General features: G+C 35.3%; 20 protein-coding genes and 4 pseudogenes. 7 read left to right on the forward strand and 17 right to left on the reverse strand.

Features of this window, described 5'->3' with window-relative positions:
- The first annotated feature begins 325 nt into the window (after positions 1 to 325).
- The 7 genes from AC07U8_RS14315 (at position 326) to AC07U8_RS14345 (ending at position 8136) form a co-directional block, all read left to right on the forward strand.
- Positions 326 to 505: a transposase gene (locus tag AC07U8_RS14315; protein ID WP_494738606.1), complete on the forward strand. Its 180-nt coding sequence runs from the start codon at positions 326 to 328 to the stop codon at positions 503 to 505.
- Between the two features lie 854 nt (positions 506 to 1359).
- Positions 1360 to 1965: a fimbrial protein gene (locus AC07U8_RS14320; protein WP_494738145.1), complete on the forward strand. Its 606-nt coding sequence runs from the start codon at positions 1360 to 1362 to the stop codon at positions 1963 to 1965.
- Positions 1966 to 1998: 33 nt separating this feature from the next.
- Entirely contained in the window at positions 1999 to 2712 is a 714-nt protein-coding gene (locus AC07U8_RS14325) for a fimbrial biogenesis chaperone (RefSeq protein WP_494738146.1), read from the forward strand.
- 27 nt (positions 2713 to 2739) lie between these two features.
- Complete coding sequence (locus AC07U8_RS14330) at positions 2740 to 5295, forward strand: fimbria/pilus outer membrane usher protein (RefSeq protein ID WP_494738147.1); 2556 nt, start codon at positions 2740 to 2742, stop codon at positions 5293 to 5295.
- Between the two features lie 3 nt (positions 5296 to 5298).
- Entirely contained in the window at positions 5299 to 6438 is a 1140-nt protein-coding gene (locus AC07U8_RS14335; protein WP_494738148.1) for a fimbrial protein, read from the forward strand.
- A 60-nt stretch (positions 6439 to 6498) separates the two neighbouring features.
- Positions 6499 to 7659, forward strand: coding sequence for a fimbrial protein (locus AC07U8_RS14340; protein ID WP_494738149.1), 1161 nt, complete (start codon positions 6499 to 6501; stop codon positions 7657 to 7659).
- A gap of 330 nt (positions 7660 to 7989) precedes the next feature.
- Positions 7990 to 8136, forward strand: coding sequence for a hypothetical protein (locus AC07U8_RS14345; RefSeq protein WP_494738150.1), 147 nt, complete (start codon positions 7990 to 7992; stop codon positions 8134 to 8136).
- Between the two features lie 150 nt (positions 8137 to 8286).
- Here AC07U8_RS14345 and AC07U8_RS14350 read toward each other — a convergent pair whose 3' ends face one another.
- The 17 genes and pseudogenes from AC07U8_RS14350 to AC07U8_RS14430 form a co-directional block, all read right to left on the reverse strand.
- Complete coding sequence (locus AC07U8_RS14350; RefSeq protein WP_494738151.1) at positions 8287 to 8745, reverse strand: hypothetical protein; 459 nt, start codon at positions 8743 to 8745, stop codon at positions 8287 to 8289.
- Positions 8746 to 9143: 398 nt separating this feature from the next.
- Positions 9144 to 9254, reverse strand: a pseudogene (locus tag AC07U8_RS14355) (IS5/IS1182 family transposase); the annotation flags it as partial.
- A 595-nt stretch (positions 9255 to 9849) separates the two neighbouring features.
- Positions 9850 to 10377 (reverse strand): fimbrial protein, encoded by a 528-nt coding sequence (locus tag AC07U8_RS14360; RefSeq protein ID WP_494738152.1) that lies wholly within the window; start codon positions 10375 to 10377, stop codon positions 9850 to 9852.
- Positions 10378 to 10387: 10 nt separating this feature from the next.
- Positions 10388 to 11473 (reverse strand): fimbrial protein, encoded by a 1086-nt coding sequence (locus tag AC07U8_RS14365; protein WP_494738153.1) that lies wholly within the window; start codon positions 11471 to 11473, stop codon positions 10388 to 10390.
- A 92-nt stretch (positions 11474 to 11565) separates the two neighbouring features.
- Positions 11566 to 14187: an outer membrane usher protein FimD gene (gene fimD, locus AC07U8_RS14370; RefSeq protein ID WP_494738154.1), complete on the reverse strand. Its 2622-nt coding sequence runs from the start codon at positions 14185 to 14187 to the stop codon at positions 11566 to 11568.
- Between the two features lie 5 nt (positions 14188 to 14192).
- Complete coding sequence (locus AC07U8_RS14375) at positions 14193 to 14894, reverse strand: fimbria/pilus periplasmic chaperone (RefSeq protein WP_494738155.1); 702 nt, start codon at positions 14892 to 14894, stop codon at positions 14193 to 14195.
- Positions 14895 to 14911: 17 nt separating this feature from the next.
- Positions 14912 to 15355: a hypothetical protein gene (locus AC07U8_RS14380; RefSeq protein ID WP_494738156.1), complete on the reverse strand. Its 444-nt coding sequence runs from the start codon at positions 15353 to 15355 to the stop codon at positions 14912 to 14914.
- 42 nt (positions 15356 to 15397) lie between these two features.
- Positions 15398 to 15934 (reverse strand): type 1 fimbrial major subunit FimA, encoded by a 537-nt coding sequence (gene fimA / locus AC07U8_RS14385; RefSeq protein ID WP_494738157.1) that lies wholly within the window; start codon positions 15932 to 15934, stop codon positions 15398 to 15400.
- Between the two features lie 276 nt (positions 15935 to 16210).
- Positions 16211 to 16327 (reverse strand): annotated as a pseudogene (locus AC07U8_RS14390) (IS5/IS1182 family transposase); the annotation flags it as partial.
- A pseudogene (locus tag AC07U8_RS14395) lies at positions 16319 to 16534 on the reverse strand (transposase); the annotation flags it as partial. The pseudogenes AC07U8_RS14390 and AC07U8_RS14395, both read right to left, overlap by 9 nt.
- Positions 16535 to 17825: 1291 nt before the next feature.
- Positions 17826 to 18431 (reverse strand): MarC family protein, encoded by a 606-nt coding sequence (locus AC07U8_RS14400; RefSeq protein ID WP_262781186.1) that lies wholly within the window; start codon positions 18429 to 18431, stop codon positions 17826 to 17828.
- A 79-nt stretch (positions 18432 to 18510) separates the two neighbouring features.
- Positions 18511 to 19683: a hypothetical protein gene (locus tag AC07U8_RS14405; protein ID WP_494738158.1), complete on the reverse strand. Its 1173-nt coding sequence runs from the start codon at positions 19681 to 19683 to the stop codon at positions 18511 to 18513.
- Between the two features lie 196 nt (positions 19684 to 19879).
- Positions 19880 to 20233 (reverse strand): cupin domain-containing protein, encoded by a 354-nt coding sequence (locus AC07U8_RS14410; protein WP_262781182.1) that lies wholly within the window; start codon positions 20231 to 20233, stop codon positions 19880 to 19882.
- An 11-nt stretch (positions 20234 to 20244) separates the two neighbouring features.
- Positions 20245 to 21561, reverse strand: coding sequence for an NAD(P)/FAD-dependent oxidoreductase (locus AC07U8_RS14415; protein WP_262781181.1), 1317 nt, complete (start codon positions 21559 to 21561; stop codon positions 20245 to 20247).
- 17 nt (positions 21562 to 21578) lie between these two features.
- Entirely contained in the window at positions 21579 to 22784 is a 1206-nt protein-coding gene (locus AC07U8_RS14420; protein WP_262781266.1) for an NAD(P)/FAD-dependent oxidoreductase, read from the reverse strand.
- Positions 22773 to 22934: pseudogene (locus AC07U8_RS14425) on the reverse strand (rubredoxin); the annotation flags it as partial. The pseudogene AC07U8_RS14425 and the gene AC07U8_RS14420, both read right to left, overlap by 12 nt.
- Before the next feature lie 27 nt (positions 22935 to 22961).
- Positions 22962 to 24392, reverse strand: a complete 1431-nt coding sequence (locus AC07U8_RS14430; RefSeq protein WP_494738159.1) for an aldehyde dehydrogenase family protein — start codon at positions 24390 to 24392, stop codon at positions 22962 to 22964.
- Between the last annotated feature and the right edge of the window lies 1 nt (position 24393).

Here is a 24393-nt window from a genome sequence, read left to right on the forward strand (position 1 = left end):
AAGGTAAATAATGGAGAAATCAAACTTATTCCGATAATACTATTCAACACTTCCCCATGATCATATCTCTATTTTTGTGCTCTTTTTACGCATGATTATCTGCTTTGTTTAGAGCCTGATTTGACTTTTTTGGGTTAGATTGGTGAATACAAAAGCTTATTGATATAATTATTACCTATAGGAAAAAGTGATGAACTTCATCTACTCGTGAACTCTATTGGCCTGAAATTCTAGGTTAAGGAAAATCAAAGAAAAAAAACATTAGCCAAAATATCGTCAGCAATGAAATAAACCTCATATAAGTATATATGCTAAAATTCTGAAAATACGGGCTTTACAGTTGACTAAGAGCAATGTCAGCGATTCGCAAGCTTTTATGGCTTTACTTGATGAAATTCGACCAAATGAACAGATTGATTTTACCTATACAGATAGGGCTTATGACATCACATACTACAGAAAAGTAATTTCAGATCGACAATTGCATGTACTTATTCAACTATAAAACCATTAAACTATACAAAACTTTGGAAGGTTAAAAATCTAAAGTTAACGCATAGAAATGCATTATTAAGAATATAAAAAAGATAGCTAGAAAAAACTTGGAAAATTTATCTGGCTAGTATCACCGAAGATAAGTAGATTCAAAAATCAATTGTATCAAATTATTGTACAATAAACGAAGTGTAGAAGTTTACAAATCAATGTTAATGAGATTCGTATACAGTTAGAATCCATTTATAAATTCGCTAAGTTAGGTACCCTCCCCTAGTTTTTACTTTAATCAGAATTGCTTAGTGTAGTGCTTTTTTTAATTTTTATGCAACAAAGCTAGTTTAGACATCAATCACTTTTCTTTCGTGATTACATAGCTTAGTAGTAATAAATTAAATTATATAAGCTTTCATTGAATACTAAACATCATCTCAATGATTATATTTTTAAGTTTAATTAAAATATAAAGTTGTAAAAATGCTTATATTATCCATCTAAAGATTCCACTAAAATTTAACAAAACTTAACCATTTAAAAATATTAATAATGCTTTTCCATATTAATTAAAAATACATCACTTTAACAAATCGCCAGATCTTATCAAACAATTATGAAAAAAAGTAATAATAAGTCATGAGAAAATGTAATACAAAAAAAATGTGATAGATGTATCATTTGTTTTAGAGAAAAGCTCTCTATTTATATTTTTTACTATTGTTATATATTTAATTGAATGATAGTTTAAATAATTTGTAAGCATATTCACATATAGAATTATTGATTTAAGTGAGCCTTATTAATAAGTATAGGTGATCAAAATAATAATTCATTGCTTTTTTATTAAATTCATAAGAGGTTTATTGAATGAAAAGTTTAACTTTATCTACTATAAGTGCATTAGTTTTAGGTCTAGCCTGTACTAATACTTTTGCTGTAGATGGCACAATTACAGTAAATGGTGTCGTTACAGACAGTACCTGTACATTAACAGGAGCTGGTGCTGGTGGTTCAGGAAGTCAAAATATTATTGTGACTTTAGATACAGTCCCTACCTCTACGTTTACGGCTGCAAATCCAACTGCAAGTACAAAAAACTTTGATTTACAACTTAAAAATGGCGCTGGTACTGGTGGTTGTGATGCTGCAACAAACAAAGCTCTTAAAGGTCTTCTTTTAGAAACTGCTGCTGCAACAGACTATGATTCAACAGACAAAACAGCTTTAGTCAACAAAGCTGCTGGCGCATCATCAACGAACCCGGTGTTTATTCAAATTTTGACAGATGCAGACACACCAGTTGATTACTCACAAGCATGGGGCGCACAAGCAAAAAGTGCTATTTCTGGGCTTGCAGGAGACGGTACAGGCACAGCTACAATGACTTATAAAGCACGTTACTTTACCAAATCAGGTACTGTTGATGCACAGAATGTGACAGCAACTGTAAATTATACATTGCAATATAACTAATTTATTGTTGTTTTAATTATTCGGGGGAGAGTTATGCGTTTTCTAAAAGTTGCTTTATGTATGTTATTCACTATGCCACTTGCCCATGCAGGTGTATCGATAGATGGTACACGCATAATTCTCCCTTCGAATTCAAAAAGTGTAAATGTTCAACTCAGAAATATTTATGATAGTCCAGCACTTATACAAGCATGGATTGATACTGGTGACCCTAAAAAAACACCAAAAGCTGAGGATGTTCCTTTTGTACTCAATCCTCCGTTGGTTAGAATTGAGCCCAACAAAGGTCAGATCATTCGGATTATTCCTTTAGATACGTCTAAATTAGCTAAAGATCGTGAATCTATATATTGGTTTAATATTTTAGATATTCCACCAGATGATCCAAAATTAACAGATAAAAATCACTTATCTTTTACAGTACGCACAAGGGTTAAATTATTTTATCGACCGCATCAACTGGCAATGAAACCAACTGTTGCTCAACAAAGTATTCAATTTAAATTAGATCAAACATCCCAAAATGTGATGATCAGTAACCCGACCCCTTATCACATCACAGTTTTACAAGTCGAAAGTGGTAAAAATCAGGCTTTTAGCTCTGGTGAGGATGCAATCATGTTAGAGCCATTTACGAGCAATATCTTGTTGAAAAACTTTAAGCCAGATTTAACAACAAAAAAAGTCACCTATGAAATTATCAATGATTTAGGTGCAGTACAAAAATTCGAAGCCGTAATGCAATAATAAAACAGTATTAATGGATTGTTTAGCATGCTAAATTTTAAAAAAAGCGAACTCTGTTTGATGTTGCTATCTGCAATTGCTGTGCAGGTATCGGCTGAAGAGAATCAACCAGATTTAATTGCGCAAGATAATAGTCATTTGATTGCACAAAACAATAATCAACTGGTCGCACAGAATAATCAAATTGTAACTTTTAATGCGGCATCCTTATTCGGCAATGACCGTAATGTTTCTTTGACTAATTTTGAGGTTAAAAACTTTATTGCGCCAGGTAAATACTTGGTGCAACTATCTGTCAATCAACAAACAATGGATAATATCGAAGTAAAGTTTGATCATTTGGATGGTCAACGTTCTGCTGTACTTTGTGTCGATAACGTATTGTTGGAAAAATTTGATCTAACAGCAGAATTTCGTAAAAGTTTAAGCAATAAACCCTGCCGGACTATTAAAGAGCTGAATGAAGATGCCTACTATGATTTTGATTTATCTAAGTTAAAGCTCGATATATCTATTCCTCAAGCATTACGTGTTGCTCGTCCGGAGGGTTATATCGATCCTAAATTATTTAAGCAAGGTGTGAATTCTGCTTTTCTTGGATATGCTTTTAACTATAACAAAGATGAAGATCGGGAAAGTAAATACTTAGGCCTTAACGGTGGATTAAATGTTGCTGGCTGGTATTACCGCCATTCTGGGGCTTTTGAATCTGAAAATTCAGGCTTAGGACATTATTATTCTGACCAAAATGTTTTGTACAGAGATATCACCCGTTTGAATTCGCGTTTAAGTCTCGGGCAATTTAATACGACCACCTATCGATTAGATAATTTACCGATTGTCGGTGCTCAGTTGGCATCAGATCAAGAGATGTTACCGTGGTCTGCTCGGCAATATGCACCTGTAATTCAAAACTTTGCCAATACCAATGCTTTAGTACGTATTTACCAAAGTGGTCAAAAAATTTATGAACGTACTGTACCTGCTGGTGCTTTTATTATTCGTGATTTAAATGCGGCATCTTCTGGTGATTTAACTGTTGAGATAATCGAAACAGGTGGTGAAAAAAGAACATTTAATGTCGCAATGCAAAGCAACTATGACTTAGTGCGTCAAGGTCGTTATAATTATAGTATCGCGGGTGGTCGTTATAGAACCCGGCATGAAACCACTGACGATAAATTATTTCAAGGAAGTTTTAATTACGGTATCAACAATGCTTTAACGATTGGTGCAGGTACCAATGTGAGTGATGATTATACCAGTGGTTTAGTTTCATTATCTGTCAATACGCTATTGGGTGGTCTGACTGCTTTTGTTGAACATACGGAATCTGAACTCTATCGTAAGGACTATGATGGGCAAAAATATAGCTTGAACTACCGCTATGATTGGTTACCTAAAAATCTGAATTTTTATGCAGATTATGCGGCATATGATCGTGGCTATATGAGCATATCATCGCATTTATATCAACGTAATATTGGTGGCTTAACAGATCAAGAATATGATGATTTTTTATATAACTATAATTTAAAACAAAACATGGGTGTGAGCCTATCTAAATCATTCCCAAATACTCGATTAGGCAACTTGAATTTTACAGTAAGAAAAAATAATTATTGGGATGACAGCCAAGACTATTATCAATATAACTTCAGTTATGGTAATAGCTGGAACAGAATCAGTTATAACATTGGTCTTTCTAGAACAGATTATTCTGACCGTTCACGAGATCGTGGTGACACTGCCTATTTTTCTATGACCATTCCATTAGACTGGCGTAATAAAAACCTGTCAATGAATGCCAGCGTCCAACATGACCAAAACTCGCAAACCACTTCAAATCTAAATGTATCTGGTGTTTTGGGTGCGCACAATGAGTTGAATTTTGGCGCGGGTATTATAAATAACCAACATGATACGATGTTTAATGGTAATGTAAATTATCTATTGCCTACAATGAATTTAGGTGCAACGCTTTCTACCAATGAAAGCAATACCCAATATTCATTATCTGCTCAAGGTGCTGTTGTTGCACATCGTTATGGTCTGACGCCAGTTAATACCTTACCTGATACCTACACAATTGTTCACGTTGATAAAGGAAAGGGTGCTATTGTGTCAAATGCATGGGGGGTAAAAGTCGATCGTTTTGGAAATGCAATCTACCCATATAACACACCATATAGTAAAAATCTGATTAGTCTTGATCCTGCTGATTTACCCGTGAATGTGACATTAGAATCCAATCAAACAGAAGTGATTCCACGTAAGTATAGTTCTCAATTGGCTGAGTTTAAAGCCAATACATCGAGCAATATCTTGCTCCGTATTCGTCATACTCTTGATTCAAATATACCTATGGGTAGTCAGCTAAAAGATGATCAAGGGAATGTGTTGGGAGTGGTGGGCGCATCGAGTCAGGTAATTGTAGATCAACAAGATGCCTTGCTCAAATCTACGCAAATTGTGTGGGGAGGAAACAATAATGAACGCTGTTCAATTGCACCACTTTCTCAGAAACGCCTAACGCATAAAAATACAGAAAATTTCAATATTATCGATGTGGAGTGTAAATAAGTCATGAATAAATTTCTTTGGTTATCGACTCCATTATTTTTTATTTTTTCGCAATCAGTTTTTGCTGCTTGTAGTAGCCGGCCTAGCCAAGCGTTCTATAGCAATAGCAGTAGTAACATTTCTAGTTTTAGTTATACTCAAACATTTCCTAGTACAGTTCCACAACAAATGCTTGGGGGATGTAATCCAGCGATTAGAATTAATAGTTATTTTCATGCCGTGCCAGGCGGTACCGATTTAACCGGGAGTAGTCCATTTGGGGTTGCGTCAACAATTAGCATCTCGGGTTCATTGGCAGATGAAGCAACCGTAACACTAGCAAAAGCGTGGCTGGTCAGTAATTTAAAAATTAAGTTTAAAATGTACGATAACAGTAACAATGGATCAAAGGCCAAAGATATTACCGCACTGAATACCAACTACAATATTTTACCTACCACAGGAGATGGTGCCATATTTAATGATGGAAGTGAGCAATTTTTCAATGGTGGTGGTGGTGGAACAGGTGGTGTCGATACGCGTATAGGGTTGGATATGAGCCTAATTAATACGACCAAACCATCCGCAGCAATCATCAATGCTTTAAATGGGGCAACAATACGAATTCTGTTAGGTACATATTCGTATAAATATGCTGATTATAATGCACCTGGAAACGTTGCTTATACAACGCGCTCTATTCAAATAATTGAAAACTTAAAACTCAATTTTAGTTTTCCGACCTGTACTATAGCGAATCAAACCGTAACTTTAGCACCCGTGCCGACAGCTATTTTAAATAATAATCAGACCGCCAATGAGCAACCCTTTAATGTTAGTATTAATTGCACTGCCGCGATGCCAAATAAGGTTTTACTGGCAAGCATTACTGACAGTTATACACCAAGTAATAGCAATAATAACGGAATCTTAAAAAACCAACCGAGTTTGGCCAATGCGAGTAATGTAGATGTTCAACTCAGAGATGCTACTACAGATATTCCACTCGCAATCGGAGCTCAAAGTTCTTTTTATTCAGTGCCTGCCGAATCAACGGCAATAACATTTATTAAAGCTTTAAAAGCCCGATATTATCGTTCGACAGCAACAGCAACGCCTGGTTATGTAAAAACACAAGCCACAGTGTCATTGGACTATCAATAGTTAGAAAGAAATTAGTTGTTTAAGAAAATTAATATTATTGAGGCTGAGTGTAAATAAATCATGAATAAGCTTCTGTGGTTATCGACTCCATTTATTTTTATATTTTCGCAATCTGCATTTGCAGCTATAGCAAGTTGCAATTTTCCTACTCCTGTTTCTGTTGCTCGTGCAACAGGAACGATCAATAATTTTAGTTATACAGAAACGATCACAAATCAAAGTTTTGTAAGAGGTATGCAAGGCTGTAATAGTCCTGTTGCAGTACGTAGTGATTTTATTGCTGCTTCTGGAAATACCAATTTAACAGCTACAGGGGGAGGTTCTTTTCCTTTTGGTGTAGATACAAATGTCATTGTTTCTGGTTCTAATGCGAATGCAACTGATCTTAGTGCAGCGAAAGCATGGTTATCTTCTAACCTTAAACTATCATTTAATTTAAAAGATAATAATAATAATGTGGCTGCTGTGAATGTCACTACTTTGAATACGAATTACAATGTTCATCCCAATACGACCAATGGACAGTTTGTCACTATTAATGGTGAATCATATTTTAGAAGTAACGTTGGAATTCTAAATGCTGATATACGATTTCCAAATATAGGTATTCAGTTTATCAATAATACGAAACCATCTGCTACAATAATTAATGCATTGAATGGATCTACAGTTAAAATACGTTTAGGGCGAATAAATTTTAAGTTTGACGATTATAATGGTGTAAACCCTCCATCTGGAAGTCCAAAACAGAATTTTGATGACTATGATTTAGATCTAAAGTTAAGTTTTAACTTACCGACTTGCACAATAGCGAACCAAACAGTTAATCTCGCGCCTGTACCTACAGTATTTTTAAATACAAACCAAACTAGTAATGAACAACCATTTAATATTAACATCAACTGCACTGCGGCGATGCCCAATAAGGTATTAATTGCAACCATTAAAGACAGCTATACACCAAGTAATGTCAATAATAATGGGATTTTAAAAAATCAATCGAGTTTGGTTAATGCCAGTAATGTAGATGTTCAACTTAGAGATGCTACTACAGATATTCCACTCGTAATCGGAGCTCAAAATTCTTTTTATTCAGTGCCTGTCGGATCAACTGCGACTACTTTTACTAAAGCATTAAAAGCGGGGTATTATCGTTCAGCAGCAACAGCAACGCCTGGTTATGTAAAAACACAAGCGACAGTGAGATTAGACTATCAATAGCTAATTTTCTTAAATTTAAGAAGTTTAACTTTAGTTAAACTACTCATACATAAAATCTTTTACTTTTTTAATATCTATCGTTCTAAATGTCAAAAATTATTCAATCATTTATCAAGTAGACTACTTCTAGAATCATATAGTCTATTTGATAAAAATAATGCCTTTTACAATGCTTTATATGATATTCATTAAAATTATGAAAAAATTAGATATTTACACTTTAGTGATACTTTTGAACCTTAATCTTCCTGCTTTTCATGACTAATTTAAAACACCCACTTTTACTTTCCCAATTCTATAAATCAAGATTAATAGTAAGGCTAAGGTTAAATGCAGAAAGCTCTGCAACAAAAAAAATATTCAATTGTTTCTCAATTTAGTAAAGAATATGAACGTCAATTACTAGACGAGAAACTGAGTGCAAGAAACTTTGTAATTCAGGATAATGAAATTCATATGTGTAGCAGTAGTGCATAAGTTTACCAAATTAGTCAGACCTCATAGCCAAGTTATGTCTTAAATTTTAGATGCTTAGGGACGTATTAACTTTTAAATCTTTGTGCAACATAATCTACTCCACCCGATAAAGCTTTTGGCTTATTCTAGAAGAACATTAACACATTGATTTTAAGAAACAGGCCCTTGATCAGCAACTGTAAAAAACCATTTTTGATCAACTTTAACTGCTTTATATGTAGATGTTTGCGCACCTAAATTACCTAAATAATAGCCACCTTGAATTATGCATTGCTGCTTATCATCACAGTTTAATGTGTTGATAAAGAGTAATGTTGCTTTCGAATTGTCCTTTTTAAGTCTTACATCATTGGCAACAGTACATTCTGAAACTGGAATAATATTTGGATTGGACTGTGTTAATTTTTTTAAGATTTCTTGCTGAGGATTAGTTACGTTTTGACCATCTTTATATCCTACGCAATAAGCACCAACATAATTAGAACTATTTTTGGTTGATAAGAAATTATAAAAACTGACTTCAATGTCATTTTTATCGTTACTGTGATTTGTTGCTAAAGTTGTACAGCCAACCATCATCAATAAAGGTAAAAACCATAATTTCTTCATTATTCAGTCTTCCATATTAATTTTAAACTAATCTAGGGTATACTTTAATAAACATAAACCATAAGGCTTTTTAAATAAAGCATCGTCATTTTTAATTATAATACTCGTGTTATAAAAAAATTAATATGTTTTTTGTTAATTTCGTTAAAAAACCACTATTGACTCATACAATCCAAGCTATTGTTAACAAATATTTATATATAAATTTCATTAAAAAATACACACTAAATTCTTCATGTTATTTATCTTGCAGATAAAAATAAGTTCATTACTTTAAATCATTAAAATCAATTACATTTAATCAATAATGTAAGGTTAAAAACTACATTATCACTTCTCAAAATACTCCAATATTTTCAATTTTCGATCTAGACTCTTAATTACACCTCTTTCATAACTTACGTTTTACTCTGTTCTAAATTATAAATACCTGCAATCAAATTAAACATTAAGCCAAGTCGTTTTACTCTATTTCGATAATGCTCTGCAAGGATTTTTAAAGTCTTTAATATACAAAAAATGTTCAACCCCTATTCTTCTTTTATTAATTTCTCGATTATATATTTTTAGCAATGATCGCTTGTAACTTAAATTTATACGCTTTTTTCTTACCGCTATAGCTTTTCTTCTGTTTTTTATGTCTTTGAATTGGAATTTCAGTTGTATCTATGATCACAACATTACAGTCTATACCTTTCCCTTCGGGGATATCCTTAGGTAAATTAAACAATCCTGAATAGATTAAAGTATCTTCAACTTGATGAACAATTTTGGAAGCTATCGGTTCTGATACACCGTAACTTGTAACAACATGAAATAAGATTCAATATTCATTCCAATAACTTAAACAGAGTAAAACTTGATCCTCAAGACGCAGTTTGGATGGTCTGCCTTTAAAAGGAATTTGCATTTGTTCAACCATGAGAGAAAATGTTGAACAAGATATGTCTGTATAACGCTTAAACTGAGAATCAGAAATCTTTTTTGAGTCGAGATATTACATACACTGATTATGATTGAAAATCATAAATTTTGCAGAATAACTATTCATCAAATGATGAGTGTTTTTTGATTTATGAAAGAGGCTTAATATATCTTAACTTTTTACTCGTAATTTATGGTAAAAGTTGTACTTGAATTCGCTATCCCTGCAGTACTAGAACTTTTTGTAACGATGTAATTCGCATAAAATACTGCTAAAATATTACCATTTGCATCCCCTATCATTTTTTCACTCTTTTCACCTAATGGAAGCCGTTTCTTATTTTTATCACTGATTTCTATTGCAATATTGGTTGCCTTATCAGCAACTGTGTCTAATGCTAATAATTCATTATTTTCTAAATCCTTAGTTCCAGTAAAAGTCATCGTTACTGAACCCGCTGCTGGACAGCCATTTAAGTTAAACTTAATTACAACAGGCTCAGTTTTATCCCCTATTACTTTTAAGTTTTTAGTATTATGCGTACCTAATTCTATATATTGGTCTTTTTCACCTATAAGCACACCACAACTGACTTCTGTAACCTCTCCAGATAAATAAAGATTTGTATAAGCTACTTCAGCTGCTTGTGTAAATACAGTCAGTCCTAGCGTATAAGTACATAAAATAATCTGAAATATAAGTTTCATAGTCCTTCCCTTATTGATAATCAACACGTAAATAACCTTCCGCTTTAAATTGCCCTAGCGTAGGTGGAAGACCTGTTACGCTTACAGGCCAAAATTTAAGTGAAATAGGAGGTGGCGGGTTTGGAGCAGGTTTATAATTAAATTTAATTGTACTGTTCAGATCATTTGGAATAAGAATTTTATTATCGGCCGCATTTGCAACTTTAAATCCAATATTCGGATCGCTTGAAACCATCATATCGCCGATGGCATTTTGAGTTTCAAGTCTTAACGATAACAATGCTTCAGTATTTGTAACATTTTGACATTTAATCGCCAATTGTTCAGTCCGCTCATTTACACCTGCTGGTTTGCCACCAGCTCCAGCTTGAGTAAAAGCATTTTTTGAAATTTTACCAAAATCAATAGTAATATTATTTGGAACATTGATTTGACAAGTTTGTGGGACTATGACTGTTCCGCTTAATATTATGTTCTGCGCAGCGTCCTGATCCATTGCTGTTCCAGCTGCATCTCCTGTATAAATTTTAGCAATCGGAATTCTAAAATAATTATAACCAATAAATGGCTTTCGAATTATCAACCTAATAGAATAAGTTGTTGCACCACCATGTGGTCCTGAATCGCCACATTGCTCAGTTGTATTGCCAATATTTGCATGTTTAAAAGGTAATGGGCGATTTTGAACTCTGTTAGCAGTAAACTTCATAGCTGCCAAGAAATACTCATTTGCTTCAATATAATTCCATCCATCCTGTGTTAAGACAATATCAGAAGGATATTGAGCATCAGTATATACTGTAGCCCTGTCACCTTGTAATGATACTCCTGGTTTACAATGTGTATAGAAATATTGTCCATTAATATCGGCTGTAGCAGTAACAGGAAAGCTTTGCCCAGCAACATTTTGATTGGCACTAAGAGTTACAGTACCAAAACTAGCCTCTAACATAGTTTGTGCCTCTACACGCCACCAACCTGTTACATCTCTTTCAGCTTGAGCTTTAGTTATAAACATATTAGAGAAAAAGCAAAGCAATATACTCCCATATATTTGGGTTTGTTTTATATTATATTTACGCAATGAAAGCTTCATGTTTATACCACCCTTTATCACTCACTGTTACTACTACACAGTGGTATTTTAAAATACATAAAATTGAAAAATACAAATCAATTCATTGAATATCAGTCACATTTTAAATCAAACTGTAACAAAGGTCGTGTTAGGTCCATGTCTGTTACATCATATTTTGCAGAGCAATTTTCATTAGGTTTATCACCCCACTTGATGGTAAGCGTTCCTTTGGTTGGCATACCAGTTAAATAGGCACGCCCATCATCTGCAACAATCCCCTGAGTAGAACTTCCTGTTTCAATCACACTGCTCGCATAAGGAACAAACTTGTCATTATAGGTAAGTGTGACCAAAGCTCGCAGCCCAACACTTGGTTTAAAACTTGCTCTAGCTATAGCACCTTTGATCGGTACAACATTCTCGACGTTATTACTAATTTCTAAATTATTACTGAATGAATCACTGTCCAAAGCAACTCGGTTCATACGGTACTCTGTTGCATAAGGCAAAATCGCATAACCCCGCCAATCTGTTTTCACACCGAGGTAATTTTCTATATTGACATTTTTCGCACCAGGTGCTTTTACTAAAATTGCAGTACCATTGATAGGCTGACCGAAAGTAATACCATCGCTGTGTGCTAAAATTCCTCCTGATGCATTAACAGTAAACTGACTAGAATTACGATCATAACTATAGCCAGCACCAACTGTTCCATAGCCGCCTTTATAGTTAACATTGACTGAACCAATATTTTCCTGGTCACTGACATAGCCTTGATTGATGCTATAACTGAGATTACGTTCTTTAAGTAAAGTCCCACTTATACCTGCCAAATAAGACTCATTACCACTCGAATTTTGCGTGGTAGAGAGTGTTGCATATGTATTGTTAAATGGGCTTTCACTTAGGGGTGCTTTTGGAAGTACTTTATCTAATGGAAAAGATAGATTCACAGTAAACATTGTATCTCTTTGATCTATTTTCGTGATTTTATTTCGACTAGCAGACAGCCCAAAGTTCAAACCTTTCCAAGAACCCGCATACCCAGCCTGCATCCATTCGTTTCGATTATCTGTTCCCCAATACGTTTGTTGATTACCCGATAGGTAGACTGAGCCATACTTACCCAATGAATGAGATATACTGGCTTCGAATCGTCCCTTTTTAGGATTCTTCAAATCATAATAATTTGTAATAATAGGAACTAGAGCTTGATTCCCATTTATGGCTTCTGAATAGTTATAGCCACTCATACGGTTATAGGTAACATCATCCAGAGTATAGAAACCCTGGGTCGAATAGCGATAACCTAATAATTGAAAAGTAGTTCCTGAATTTATTAGAGATTTTGAATACAAAAAACGTAATGATTGACCATCGTGCTTTGAACCATCAATCAATTCACTTTCTGCATGTGTGATGTCAAATGATAGCGCCCCATAGGTCCCTAAATTACTTCCCATACCCAATAAAAAGCTGTGATAATTTTCAGAAAGCTGAGTACCAGAATAAACTGAAAACCCTTTCTTTAATCCATGTGCCAAAGTTGCTTGAAAAACGAATGGTTTATCCTTAGAACGTAATCCACTACGATACTCCCCGGCAGTAACACTATATTTAGTGCGACCTTCACGTTGAAAAATAGGTAAACTTGAGTATGGAACTACATAACTTTGGACAGAACCATCATTTTCTTCAATAAAAACATGCAGATCGCCACTGGTAGTCATTGATCCCAGGTCTTCAATCACAAAAGGACCAGGTGCGACATTGATCTGATAAACTGTAAATCCGCCTTGTTTTACAACGACCTTGGCATTGCTTTTCGCTATACCCCGGATAACTGGTGCATAACCTTGTTGGCTATCTGGGTACATAGCAGCTGAAGAAGACAGTTGTGCCCCTCGAAAACTAAAACCATCAAATATGTCACCACTACTGTTTCCATCCCCCAAAAGCAATTCACTTTTTAAAGGGATTATACTTTTTTGCACATAGGTACTTAAATTATTCCAATCGTGCACATCTCGTCCATGTGATGAATTATAATTTAAACTACTAGAGTGCCTAAATTGCCACGAGCCTAAATTAAAGCCGTTATCCAAGCCTAAAAATAAGCTTTTACTGTCATTATATGAATTTCTATAACCTGATAGCCTATAATTAACAAATAAACCATTGATTCCAGCATCCCAACGCTCTGGCGGAATATAACCCCGAATTTGATTTTTGAGTGCTGCTTGTGGCAAGCTAATAAATAATTTTTGTTTACTGAATTGAAAGTCGATACTCGCACCTTCAATAATTCCAGTAAAATCTATACAACGCTGATCCTTTGATGCTAATAATGCTGGATATAAAGTTTGATCAATCCCAGAACTTTCTAAGAATTTCATATCTAAGCACGGAAACAATTCTACAACGTTTTGTGCATTTGTTTTTTCAATAAAATTAATATCACGAGTCGCAATAAACTCATCATTGGCATAGATTTCAACCCGATAAACACCAGGAAGTTGATAATTTGGATTTTCAAATTTTGTTAAATCGGAAATTTGTGTATCTGTTATTGTATCTGTTAAAAATGCAGTATTAAAACTCTCTGCAGCATACCCATTTTCTGAAGTCGCCACAAAAAAACCCATCGCCACTGCTACACAGTACGACAATTTTTTTATTTTCATACTGGTACTTTGCGCACCAGATTGCCATATATATATAATAGCCATAATAATTAATTCAGTGATATTTCAACTTTAGGAGTCAAACCACCAAAATCATTTACCGTTTGATAGCTAATTTTGGTACCTGAGATATTTGCAATTTTAGTTTTACTCAAAGGTGCAGCCATCACATTCTCCACTCTCTTATTGTCCACATAGACTTCAACAAACGAGATATGAAAAGGTGACTGATTTTCTACCTCAATCCCATCTGATTTTTTTGTAAATACTAACTTGCCTAATGCGACCTCTGGGCTCATTGTCAACCCTTTAGGCCTTACAAAAAGTTTAATGCGTGATAAAACTGCAATTTGGAGTACATTTTTATCAGCTAATGCTTCTTTATCGATAGAAGGTATCGCTTTAACATTCACCCAATATACAGACTCACGATCCTGTGGTAATTGAGGACCTAAACTTATAATTCTAAGTGTGTTTTCTGAATCTGGCTCAACAACAAACAAAGGTGGAGTGATCAAAAAATCTTTACTTTTTTCTTCTGCCCGATTTTCCACCCAAGAATTAATCAAATAACGATCTTTTTTACCATGATTTAAAATTTGTAAAGATACCTGTTTTGCGTCCATAGGATAAATAACTCGGGTCGCACCTAATGAAACTCCACCCAAAGCAGTATTATCAGCATATGAATACACATTCGTGTATAACAACACAAAACCTAATAAACTTTTCTTCAATAAATTTAAATTCATATAAATTCCAAAGCTATTTACGGATAGAAAACTGAAATTAATATACCTGATAAACCTTGAGATTCACTCTTGTAATCCGAATTAAGATAAAGAGCAGCTTCACCTGGTGTATTAACTAAATCAAAATCTGTCAAACTTTCATTTTTTTGACTAACTACTTTGTCAACGTTTAAATAAAATCCTCCATCTACTGGCTGCCCTTTATCTAATAATGAAACATTAATATTTCGATAGACATCCTGCGGACATTCTGTAATAGAAGTAGGGAAGACTTTAAATTTACGATTAAAGTGAATTAATCTAATATTTTCAGCGTGCACCAACATTAAACAACCTTGGTTTACCAAAGCACCCTGAAAATGAGCCCGACCACCAAATACATAACTCTCAGCATAGGTTTCAAAAGCATTTAAAGCCCCAGCAACAACAATACAATTAATTAATATATTCTTTAGGCTCATTTCAGATACTCATCCAATTAAGGTAATTAGATTAAAGTTAGCTTATTCGTATTTAACAACAAATGTAGCATCAGCATCAGCACGACCCGCTGAAGCTGTACCTGTTGCTACATAACGTGCACTAAAATCTAATGTGTTGTCGCCAGCAAGTAATGCCTTAGGCGTAGAAAAACCAGTACCATCAAGTTTTAAAACTTGAGAAGCACTATCAGAAATCTGAATACCTACATTTTGTGCCGCAGTTGAGTTACCTCCAGCAGCTGAAACAGCTAACAACGTATCAGTAGTAGTTTGTCCAGAGAATGCAATTGAAGCAGCTTTAGTTGTACCAGCCTCACAATCTACCAATTTGATTTGAAATGGAATTGGTGTTGTTTTCTTATCAGCAACATCCAAAGTTGCAGTACGGTATTGCCCTAATTCTACTGTCTGATTTGCTGACTCAGTACTAACTGCACAAGTAGCATTTACCAGCTCACCAACAAAATGAACAGTACCACCATTTACTGTTTCTGCTGAAGCAGAAGTAGCTACAATCAATGTAGATAAAATTGCAAAGCTTAGTTGACCTAGTTTCATAATAAAGAACCCTTTATACATTATTTCTAATTGGTCAATAATTCCTATTTCAAAAAAGAAATTATTGACCTCACTTGTAGTTTTGTTTAAAAGACTCAAATAACAAACCAATTAAACATTTTATTGTTTTTTGTGATAACTATCACATCAACAAGTAGATAGTATGTTTATGGTCACTAAAAATAAAATGATTTTTTTTCAAATAAATGAATGATTTTTTGTAATGTTACATTTTATAAAAAATACTTCTTGCGAAAGTCGTTTTTTTAACTTCCAATTTATAAATCCAGCTATTAGATTCATTCTTAAACCAAATCTTTTACACCTATTTCTATATCACTAAAGCATAATGGGAAAGGTCTTTAATTTTGAATCAATATGTTCTATTCGTAGAGTTAAGCGAAATAGAACTTTCATCATTAAACAGCATTGAATCGCTGTATCTTGGTAGATTTGACACCGCTTATGTTTGCCTTTTGATTCGGCATACCATTGTGTGTTGGAATCAAACCAAATGGTGATATTTCCTCGATTGATTAAAGGTTGGTTGTAGGAGAACCAATTGATTGTACGATAGATTTTAGGTGCAGGCTTATTCATTTGAGTATTATATTTCTGAATAAGCCATTACAGAGTAGTTTGTGCAACAAAGCTTTTTAGAACTGAAATGCTGTCATGAATCGTTTCATATCATGTTTAAAGAGCAAGTAATCAAGTATTTTAAATACTATATTTACACAGAATTATTTATACCCTTCTACAAAATAATTCGGCAGTATGTTCCATGAAAACCTTATTCTGTAGTATTTTATTTTAGAAACCAACATATTAATAAAAAGACTTTTTCTACTTATTTTATGTAAAATTCAGGTTAATATAATTTTCCTTTCTCTATAAAACTTAACAAGAATATTAAAATCTTAATCGTTTAAATATTTTCATCACCAACAATAATTTATAGTGTAATTTTTACAATCACCCTCTAATAACATTTCAAAATTTGATAAACTCTCATACTCAATACTTTTCACATCTTAGGTTATCTACAGATATCTTCGTCCCAATTTATATAGTAACTTATGTCTACACTTTAAATTCCATTTTTTTATATTTTTCTTATAGCTTGCATGACTTTAAAAAACTTCTACAAGATATCTAATTGCCCCTAACTCACTTTTTTTTGTAATCTTAAAGTTATGCTTTAATTTTTCGATCACATTAGTGATATCATTCAAAATCAATTAAAATACATATCATTTTTAGCTTATGGTCAACTTTGATAATTTTAATTCTAGTAGCACTAAAATAAGAAAAATTAACTTTTCAACTATTTACGAGATATTAATTGGTTTTTCATGGATTAACACTTAACTATCATTCACATCTTAATTTTATTGATAATTCCTATAAAACCCAATTATCTATATTTTAATTTTATTGGCAGCAATACTTTAGGCGTTTTAATGTATATACTAAAAAAAATAGTATTAAAACTAGTCAGTTTCTTTACACTTTATTTTTTCTACAATTGCTTTATTGATCTTAATCTTCACTACACAAGGTATCCATATCACTCACTCCATAAGCTATACTTCTATTCTTATTAATGCATTCTTTTTTGCGATGGGTTATCTCGCTTAGAATGTTGGAATCATCAAAGGGAATATAACTCTTTTTTGTCATCCTACTTTAGTTTTTCATACGCTCTCTTGAGTATTTTCAGTAATCGTTCTACAACCCACTCGATCCAATAACTTTTTGTATGGAGCAATTACTGTAACATTTGGCTCATTAATTTTTTGGCTTTCTACATGTAATAACTAAATTTAATAGCCCAAATTAGTAATCTGAAATAAAAAAGCCAAAGATGCACTTTGGCTTTACCCTGCTATTAAATTAACCTTAAAACACCACTTACAATCATATCGACTGCTATAGTTCCAATGACTAAAGCAGAAAGACGACCTACAATATCAAAATAACGGTCTATATATTTGGCATGTTTATAGCGCAAGTGATCATGTGAAAATTTCATAAGAATTAATACACTACAACTAAAAATTAGTACTAAAGCTATTATTGCAGCTGCCTCTAAAATGGACATATGCACCCCCGTCACTACTGCAGCACTAATAGTGCCAGGTCCAATCATAAATGGCATTGCAACAGTTCCAGCCAAATATTCAGGAGCCGCTCTCATTTCTCCAATAGTATCCGCTCCTTGGAACACATATCGATAACCGATCACTAGAAAAATTAGTCCTCCAAAAATAAGAAATGATTCAAACCTTACATTTAAATATTTATTAAAAATTGCTTCTCCTCCCCAAGCAAAAAGCAGAAAAACTACATAAGCAATAAGACTGCCTTGAATTAAAGCTTTATTAAAAACTTTCGTTTCTGTATTTCGAATTAAACCGATCATATAGATACTCATGAGGAAAGGGTTGAGTAACGAAAAAAATAGAATAAAAGTACTGAGGTATGGTGAAGACATTTTTATTATCCTTAAACAATTTCAGGAAGCTTTTAAACTTCCTGAAAATATTGATAAATGGAAAAGGCTGTAGAAACTCTTAAAAGCTATAAATCAGCATGAGGTTTAAGAGTTTGTTCCATTTCCCATCATCACCTGCTGCAAGCGAACTACCATTTCCACCTACAAACGGATCGTTTTTACTCATCACATATTCGGTATATAAAGAAACATTTTTATAGTCCCATGCCACACCAACAATATTGCGCTGTGAATCATCAAACCCCTTTTCTTTCTTATTAAAACCACTAAAAACCACATACGGCGTAACATTGAGCGAATTTTTTACGTTATTAAAGACATAGCTCGTATCAACCGTGTAGAAATAGCCCTTATTGGCCATATCGTATTCGCCGTCAAAAGAACCGAAAGTTGAACTAGCTGGGTTCAATAGATCTTTATTACTAATCGATTGTCGCCCTCCAGTTAATACGACATTTAGATTTTTATAGTTAATGCGGTTAAATAGAGCCCATGTATTTCTTGTGCCATCAGCAGAAGTTTTTTTATTTTCAATATCTGAATACCAATAACTACCACCCACCGACACCTTGAGATCATCTGTACTTAAAAACTTAAGGTCCTGATCAACTCGTGCTATCCACATGTTTTTTTCATTTAAGTTAGTTTTTAATGGATCAGATGAAGTGACGAAATTAGCCGTATAACGAGCCGAATCTTTGCTTTCACCGTGATAGTTACCACCATCGGTTGCGAAATAAGCTAAATCTACTTTCGTAGCAGACGGTAATTCAAAGTGATAGTTTGCACCTAAATTGGAAACATCCTGTATACCCATGGTGTTATTAATACTCGCATAAAAACTACTATCCCAAAAACGGCTTGGTCCAAAAGGAATCGGCTGTACACCTAATGTAATATTATCTGTCGGGTTTAAGTGATAACCTATATAGCCATAAACCAAAGTAGAAAAATCACACAAGGTATCATACTGATAGCAGCGGTATTCGGTTTTTCCAAACCAGTTTGGAGATTCATACCCCAATCTTAAAATAGCGGCATCAAATTTTATTTTATGGTCTGATGCAAGCTCGCCATAATTCTTGTCCTGATAATTCGTGCGTAAAACTCCTGAAATAGTGAAAGCACCTGTTTCACTTTTGGGGTCGCCAAAGGTCAACCCTGCAAATGTAGGGTAGTTGAAACCAATAGATACTAAACCCAGTCCAAGCTTTAAAAAAACTGTTCTCATATACAAATCCTTGTTCAATCAATATTTTCAGAGAGCTAATCCTACTCTCTAGTTGTTTTTTCAGACGCAATTTCCTATTCAGAAAAAAATCCTGAAATTAATAATTTTTAAATTTTATTTAAATTGCCGTTGAACCTAATTACTCATGAAAGAAGCTCATCCACTTTTTGCTCTGTTTAAAAGTAGATGGATAATTTTATTCAATCCCGTGTAATTCTTTCCAATTGCCAGGATGTACTACATAACCGAACAGCGCATGGCCACCATAAATCAAGTCAGTTCCCTCGGGAATCCATAACATTTGTCCTGGGCGAACTTCATATCTTTGACCATTTGCTGTGAGTTCAAAACATCCTTCAATAACAAAAATAACTTCGTCATAAAGTAATTTCCAACTCACCTCAGCACCTTCCCAGCGTGCGAATCCTATTCCCATATTCGGTGAAACATCTGCACCTAACGCCCTAGAAACATATGCCATCCCATCAGGAGTTTCACCACGTAGGTTGAACATTAATTGTTTACTATCAACTAAACGAACTTCATTCATTATCTTTTACCTTACAATTCACTACGACTACGCCATTTTTCAAATCGAATACGAGTCTTCACTCCTAGGCCTAAAAATGGTTCAGGTGGATTTAAACTTGGCAAACCAGTCACATATTGAATATCAATGAGCGCTTGAGAGTCTGCCCCTACAACCAAATCTGCGAGTAGCGTTCCTGAAATTGTTCCCCAAGCAGCTCCTACACCATTGTCACAAGCACTTGCATAAACACCATCTTCTAATTCACCAAAGAAATTAGTGAAATTACGAGAAATCGCGTAAACACCGCCCCATGTATGCGTAAATGGCACATCAGCTAACTCTGGATAACGTGCTAAAAAGGCTTTACGATGATCTGCTTGTATCCAGTGACGATGATCATCACTCACATTGGCACCGTATTTCGGTACATGTTTATAAGTATTACGGATCAGGATGCGACGATCTGCCGTCATACGTAACGTAGTTCCAGCATGATCAGCTGGTGTTAGTCCCCAATCCAACTCACCCTGATAAATATTCATTTCTTGATCTGTCAGTGGACGTGTCCAACTCGCAAAGGTCATGACGGGTAATAAGCGATTTTTCAAATACCCAAATTCACGCGTGAAAATACTGGTAGCTAGAAGCACTTTAGGCGTGGTGATCAAGCCATGATCGCCCTCTAATACCCATTGATTATTATTTCTTTTCAAATTACGGATTGGCGATTGCTCCAATAATTCAACATTAGCCTGTAGATTATCCCCCATACCTCTTACTAAGGCTGCTGGTTGCATTAAGTAAGAGCCTGGGGTAAAAATTGCACGACTATAAAAATCTGTCCCTAATACTTTTTTCAGCTCTGCCTTTTCAACCCAACGATATGGTTCACCTAAATCTTTCATCAAATGTTCAAAATGAATTAGATGAGATTCACCTCTTTCACCTACCGCACCTTGATATTTACCAGCTGCAGACCACTGACAATCAATATTATGGCGCTCGACTAAACCTTGTAATTGTGCAATTGCAGACCGGTTTAGACTTAACAACTTTTGCTTATGCGAAGGATCTGGATGTGATAATGCAAATTTATGCGGTAAATCAATTACAAATCCTGAATTACGCCCTGAAGCACCTTCAGCCACACGCTGTGCGTCCACTAGAATAATACGGGCATTCGGCTTGAGTTCTGCCAATCTACGAGCTGCTGCTAATCCAGCAAAGCCTGCTCCAATAATGGCATAGTCTGCTTTTTGTGGACCTATTAACTTTTTAGCAAGGCCTGCTGGAGGTAATGCCGCATACCAGCCACAGCTACGATCATCATTTGGTAAAGCAATCATTTTGTTATTCCCTTAACTTAAACTGTGGTTGGACAGGATTCTAGTTTTTCAAGCCACTCAGTACGATGATGTTGTAAGTTACGTCCGAGTAATGCAAAGCCTGTTAACTTACCTTGTTCATTGTAGAAACCCGCAGCTAACTCGCCATCATGTTGTTCTACTCTCCACTCACCTGTCCCCATTGCAGGTAAGACTGATAACGGCAAAATTGGTGTTTTTACTAAAACTGGTGTTGATTTCAGATTCGCATCAGTTGAATGACCTAAAAGATTATTAACTAAAGCGGGTAATGCTTGAGTGATTGGATTGATATAAGGTGCCCACAGACCATTCACTTCCGCACAATCTCCCAAAGCAAAAATTGCAGGATCACTACTACAATGATCAAGTCCCGTACAGATACCGCGTGCTGTCTCTAGACCAGATGCTTGAGCAAGTGCAATATTTGGTCTTAAACCGACTGCACTTAATACCAAGTCAGTTTCAACGGATTGACCATCATGGAGAGTTAAGTGGTAACGTCCATCTGCAGATTGAATAGAACGGATACTATTTTGTAATTTCCACTCTACGCCTAACTCACTTAGAGCATTTTGTAGTGCATGACCTAAAGCTTCTGGAATAAGACGTTCCATTGCCCATTTACCGAGCCCAACAACTGTAACTTTGACACCATGTGCAGCTAAATCATTAGCGAACTCACAACCAATCAGACCATCCCCAAGAATTGTGACATGTTGTTTATCTGATAATTGCTGACGGAAACGGCGATAATCCGCTAGATCATTTACGCTTAATGTTGCCGTAGAATCACCATCAATAGGAATTACAACGGGAGTTGCGCCTGTAGCAAGTACGAGTCTACCGTAAGGATAATCACCAATTGTGGTTTGAAGCTTTTTATTAGCCCGATCAATATGAGTCACTTTCGTATGTGGATAAACACGAATATTTAAGCGTTGTTCCCAACTAAGAGCGGTCTCACGGACTAAACTATCCCCGTCTTTACCTAATGCTAAAGCATTAGATAAGGCTGGTTTGCTATATAAAGCACCATCATCAGCGGTAAATACAGTAATAGACAAATCGGGAGATTGTGCACGTAAAGTTGAAGCCACTTGATAACCAGCATGGCCGCTACCGATAATCACAACTGGCTCAATCACTGCAGCTGCTGCCACTTGAGGAATTTCGTCCTCTTCAACATCTGTGATATCGAGCATTTCAAAATCAGCTTTACCGACTTGACACTCTGGACACATCCAGTCATCAGGGATATCTTCCCATTTCGTTCCTGGTGCTATCCCATCATCAGGCCAGCCTTTAGCTTCGTCATAGATCCAGCCACAGACAATACATAACCACTTTCTCATCTTGTCTATTTCCTTATTTCTTACAAATTACAGGTGATGTTTCAAACGAATACCGATGTTACGAGTCTGAACATAACTGTAGATGGCTTCCTGCCCTTTCTCACGACCAAAACCTGATAGGCCCACACCACCAAACGGTGTTTCAATACCACCTGCAAACCATTCGTTAATAAAGACCTGACCTGCAATAAGACGATTTGCCACACGAAGTGTCTGATTTAGATTTTCACCAAATACACCAGCTACAAGGCCAAAGTCCGTACCATTTGCAATTGCAACAGCTTCATCTTCATCATCAAATGGCATAATGACCATGACTGGACCAAAAACTTCTTGTTGTGCAATCGGCATATCTGCCGTTGCTTCAATAATGGTGGGTAGAACAAAATAACCCTCTGAATCTGCAGCTTTACCTCCCGTTAGAACATTGGCACCGTCTTCACGTGCTTGATCTATCATGCTCAGAATTTGTTGTTGCTGATCTTTAGAAACGACAGGCGTAAGTTCAGCATTGCTTTCGCCAATACCCACAGTCAGACTTGCTGCAAGATTAACCACTGCTGCTTTAGCTTCTTCATAACGACTACGATGGATCAATAAGCGCGACATCGCTGAGCAAACTTGTCCAGCGTTATAGAAGATACCCACTTTAACGCTAGCTAATAGTTGCTCAAGATCCACATCGGCAAAGGCAATGGCAGCCGACTTACCCCCTAACTCCATCACAGAAGGCGTAGCACGTTCAGCCGCATCTTTCAAAATGCGTTGGCCTGTTGGTACTGAGCCTGTGAAAACAATCTGATTGGTATCTTGGTGTTTAACTAGATGAGTACCAACTTCGGAGCCCTTACCACACAACAAGTTCACTGCACCTTGTGGAAAACCAGCTTTCTCAATTGCTTTAATGAGTAAAACCATTCCTAAAGGAGAAACTTCAGGTGACTTGATTACCACAGCATTACCTGTGGCTAATGCTGGTGCAAGTGAACGAGCGCAGATGGAAACTGGAAAATTCCAAGGTACAATTTGAACGGATACCCCCATTGGAATATATGAGGTGAAATCCACATAATCTTTACCTAAAGGTACCGAGACGCCTTCGATTTTATCTGCCATACCCGCGTAATATTCGAAATAACGCGCGGCTTCATCGAATTCTTCACGTGCTGTATCAATGTTTTTGCCATTTTCAAGGCATAGAATGTGTGCGCCTTTTTCAGCAATTTCACGAATAGCTTCTGCTGCTTTTAACATCCAGGTTGTACGTTGCGCAGGACGTACATCATTTAATGCACCACTGTTTACACAACATCTAGCCGCAGCCATTGCCGCATCTGCATCTTCGATACTTGCGCGGGCTACTGTTGCAAAAACTTTATCTGTTGCTGGGTTGATAATTTCCAATTGGCGAGAAGAATCTCGCCATTGACCATCAACATAGTTGAGGTAATGTTGCATA

This window comes from Acinetobacter sp. GW821-FHT01E09 (assembly GCF_059422385.1).

Coding starts and splice junctions, on each gene's coding strand:
- AC07U8_RS14375 (WP_494738155.1), bottom strand. CDS start 14,894: ATGAATTTAAATTTATTGAAGAAAAGTTTATTAGGTTTTGTGTTGTTA.
- AC07U8_RS14365 (WP_494738153.1), bottom strand. CDS start 11,473: ATGAAGCTTTCATTGCGTAAATATAATATAAAACAAACCCAAATATAT.
- fimA (WP_494738157.1), bottom strand. CDS start 15,934: ATGAAACTAGGTCAACTAAGCTTTGCAATTTTATCTACATTGATTGTA.
- AC07U8_RS14325 (WP_494738146.1), top strand. CDS start 1,999: ATGCGTTTTCTAAAAGTTGCTTTATGTATGTTATTCACTATGCCACTT.
- AC07U8_RS14420 (WP_262781266.1), bottom strand. CDS start 22,784: ATGCTCGATATCACAGATGTTGAAGAGGACGAAATTCCTCAAGTGGCA.
- AC07U8_RS14405 (WP_494738158.1), bottom strand. CDS start 19,683: ATGAGAACAGTTTTTTTAAAGCTTGGACTGGGTTTAGTATCTATTGGT.
- AC07U8_RS14430 (WP_494738159.1), bottom strand. CDS start 24,392: ATGCAACATTACCTCAACTATGTTGATGGTCAATGGCGAGATTCTTCT.
- AC07U8_RS14410 (WP_262781182.1), bottom strand. CDS start 20,233: ATGAATGAAGTTCGTTTAGTTGATAGTAAACAATTAATGTTCAACCTA.
- AC07U8_RS14350 (WP_494738151.1), bottom strand. CDS start 8,745: ATGAAGAAATTATGGTTTTTACCTTTATTGATGATGGTTGGCTGTACA.
- AC07U8_RS14360 (WP_494738152.1), bottom strand. CDS start 10,377: ATGAAACTTATATTTCAGATTATTTTATGTACTTATACGCTAGGACTG.
- AC07U8_RS14320 (WP_494738145.1), top strand. CDS start 1,360: ATGAAAAGTTTAACTTTATCTACTATAAGTGCATTAGTTTTAGGTCTA.
- AC07U8_RS14400 (WP_262781186.1), bottom strand. CDS start 18,431: ATGTCTTCACCATACCTCAGTACTTTTATTCTATTTTTTTCGTTACTC.
- AC07U8_RS14340 (WP_494738149.1), top strand. CDS start 6,499: ATGAATAAGCTTCTGTGGTTATCGACTCCATTTATTTTTATATTTTCG.
- AC07U8_RS14345 (WP_494738150.1), top strand. CDS start 7,990: ATGCAGAAAGCTCTGCAACAAAAAAAATATTCAATTGTTTCTCAATTT.
- AC07U8_RS14335 (WP_494738148.1), top strand. CDS start 5,299: ATGAATAAATTTCTTTGGTTATCGACTCCATTATTTTTTATTTTTTCG.
- AC07U8_RS14330 (WP_494738147.1), top strand. CDS start 2,740: ATGCTAAATTTTAAAAAAAGCGAACTCTGTTTGATGTTGCTATCTGCA.
- fimD (WP_494738154.1), bottom strand. CDS start 14,187: ATGGCTATTATATATATATGGCAATCTGGTGCGCAAAGTACCAGTATG.
- AC07U8_RS14415 (WP_262781181.1), bottom strand. CDS start 21,561: ATGATTGCTTTACCAAATGATGATCGTAGCTGTGGCTGGTATGCGGCA.
- AC07U8_RS14380 (WP_494738156.1), bottom strand. CDS start 15,355: ATGAGCCTAAAGAATATATTAATTAATTGTATTGTTGTTGCTGGGGCT.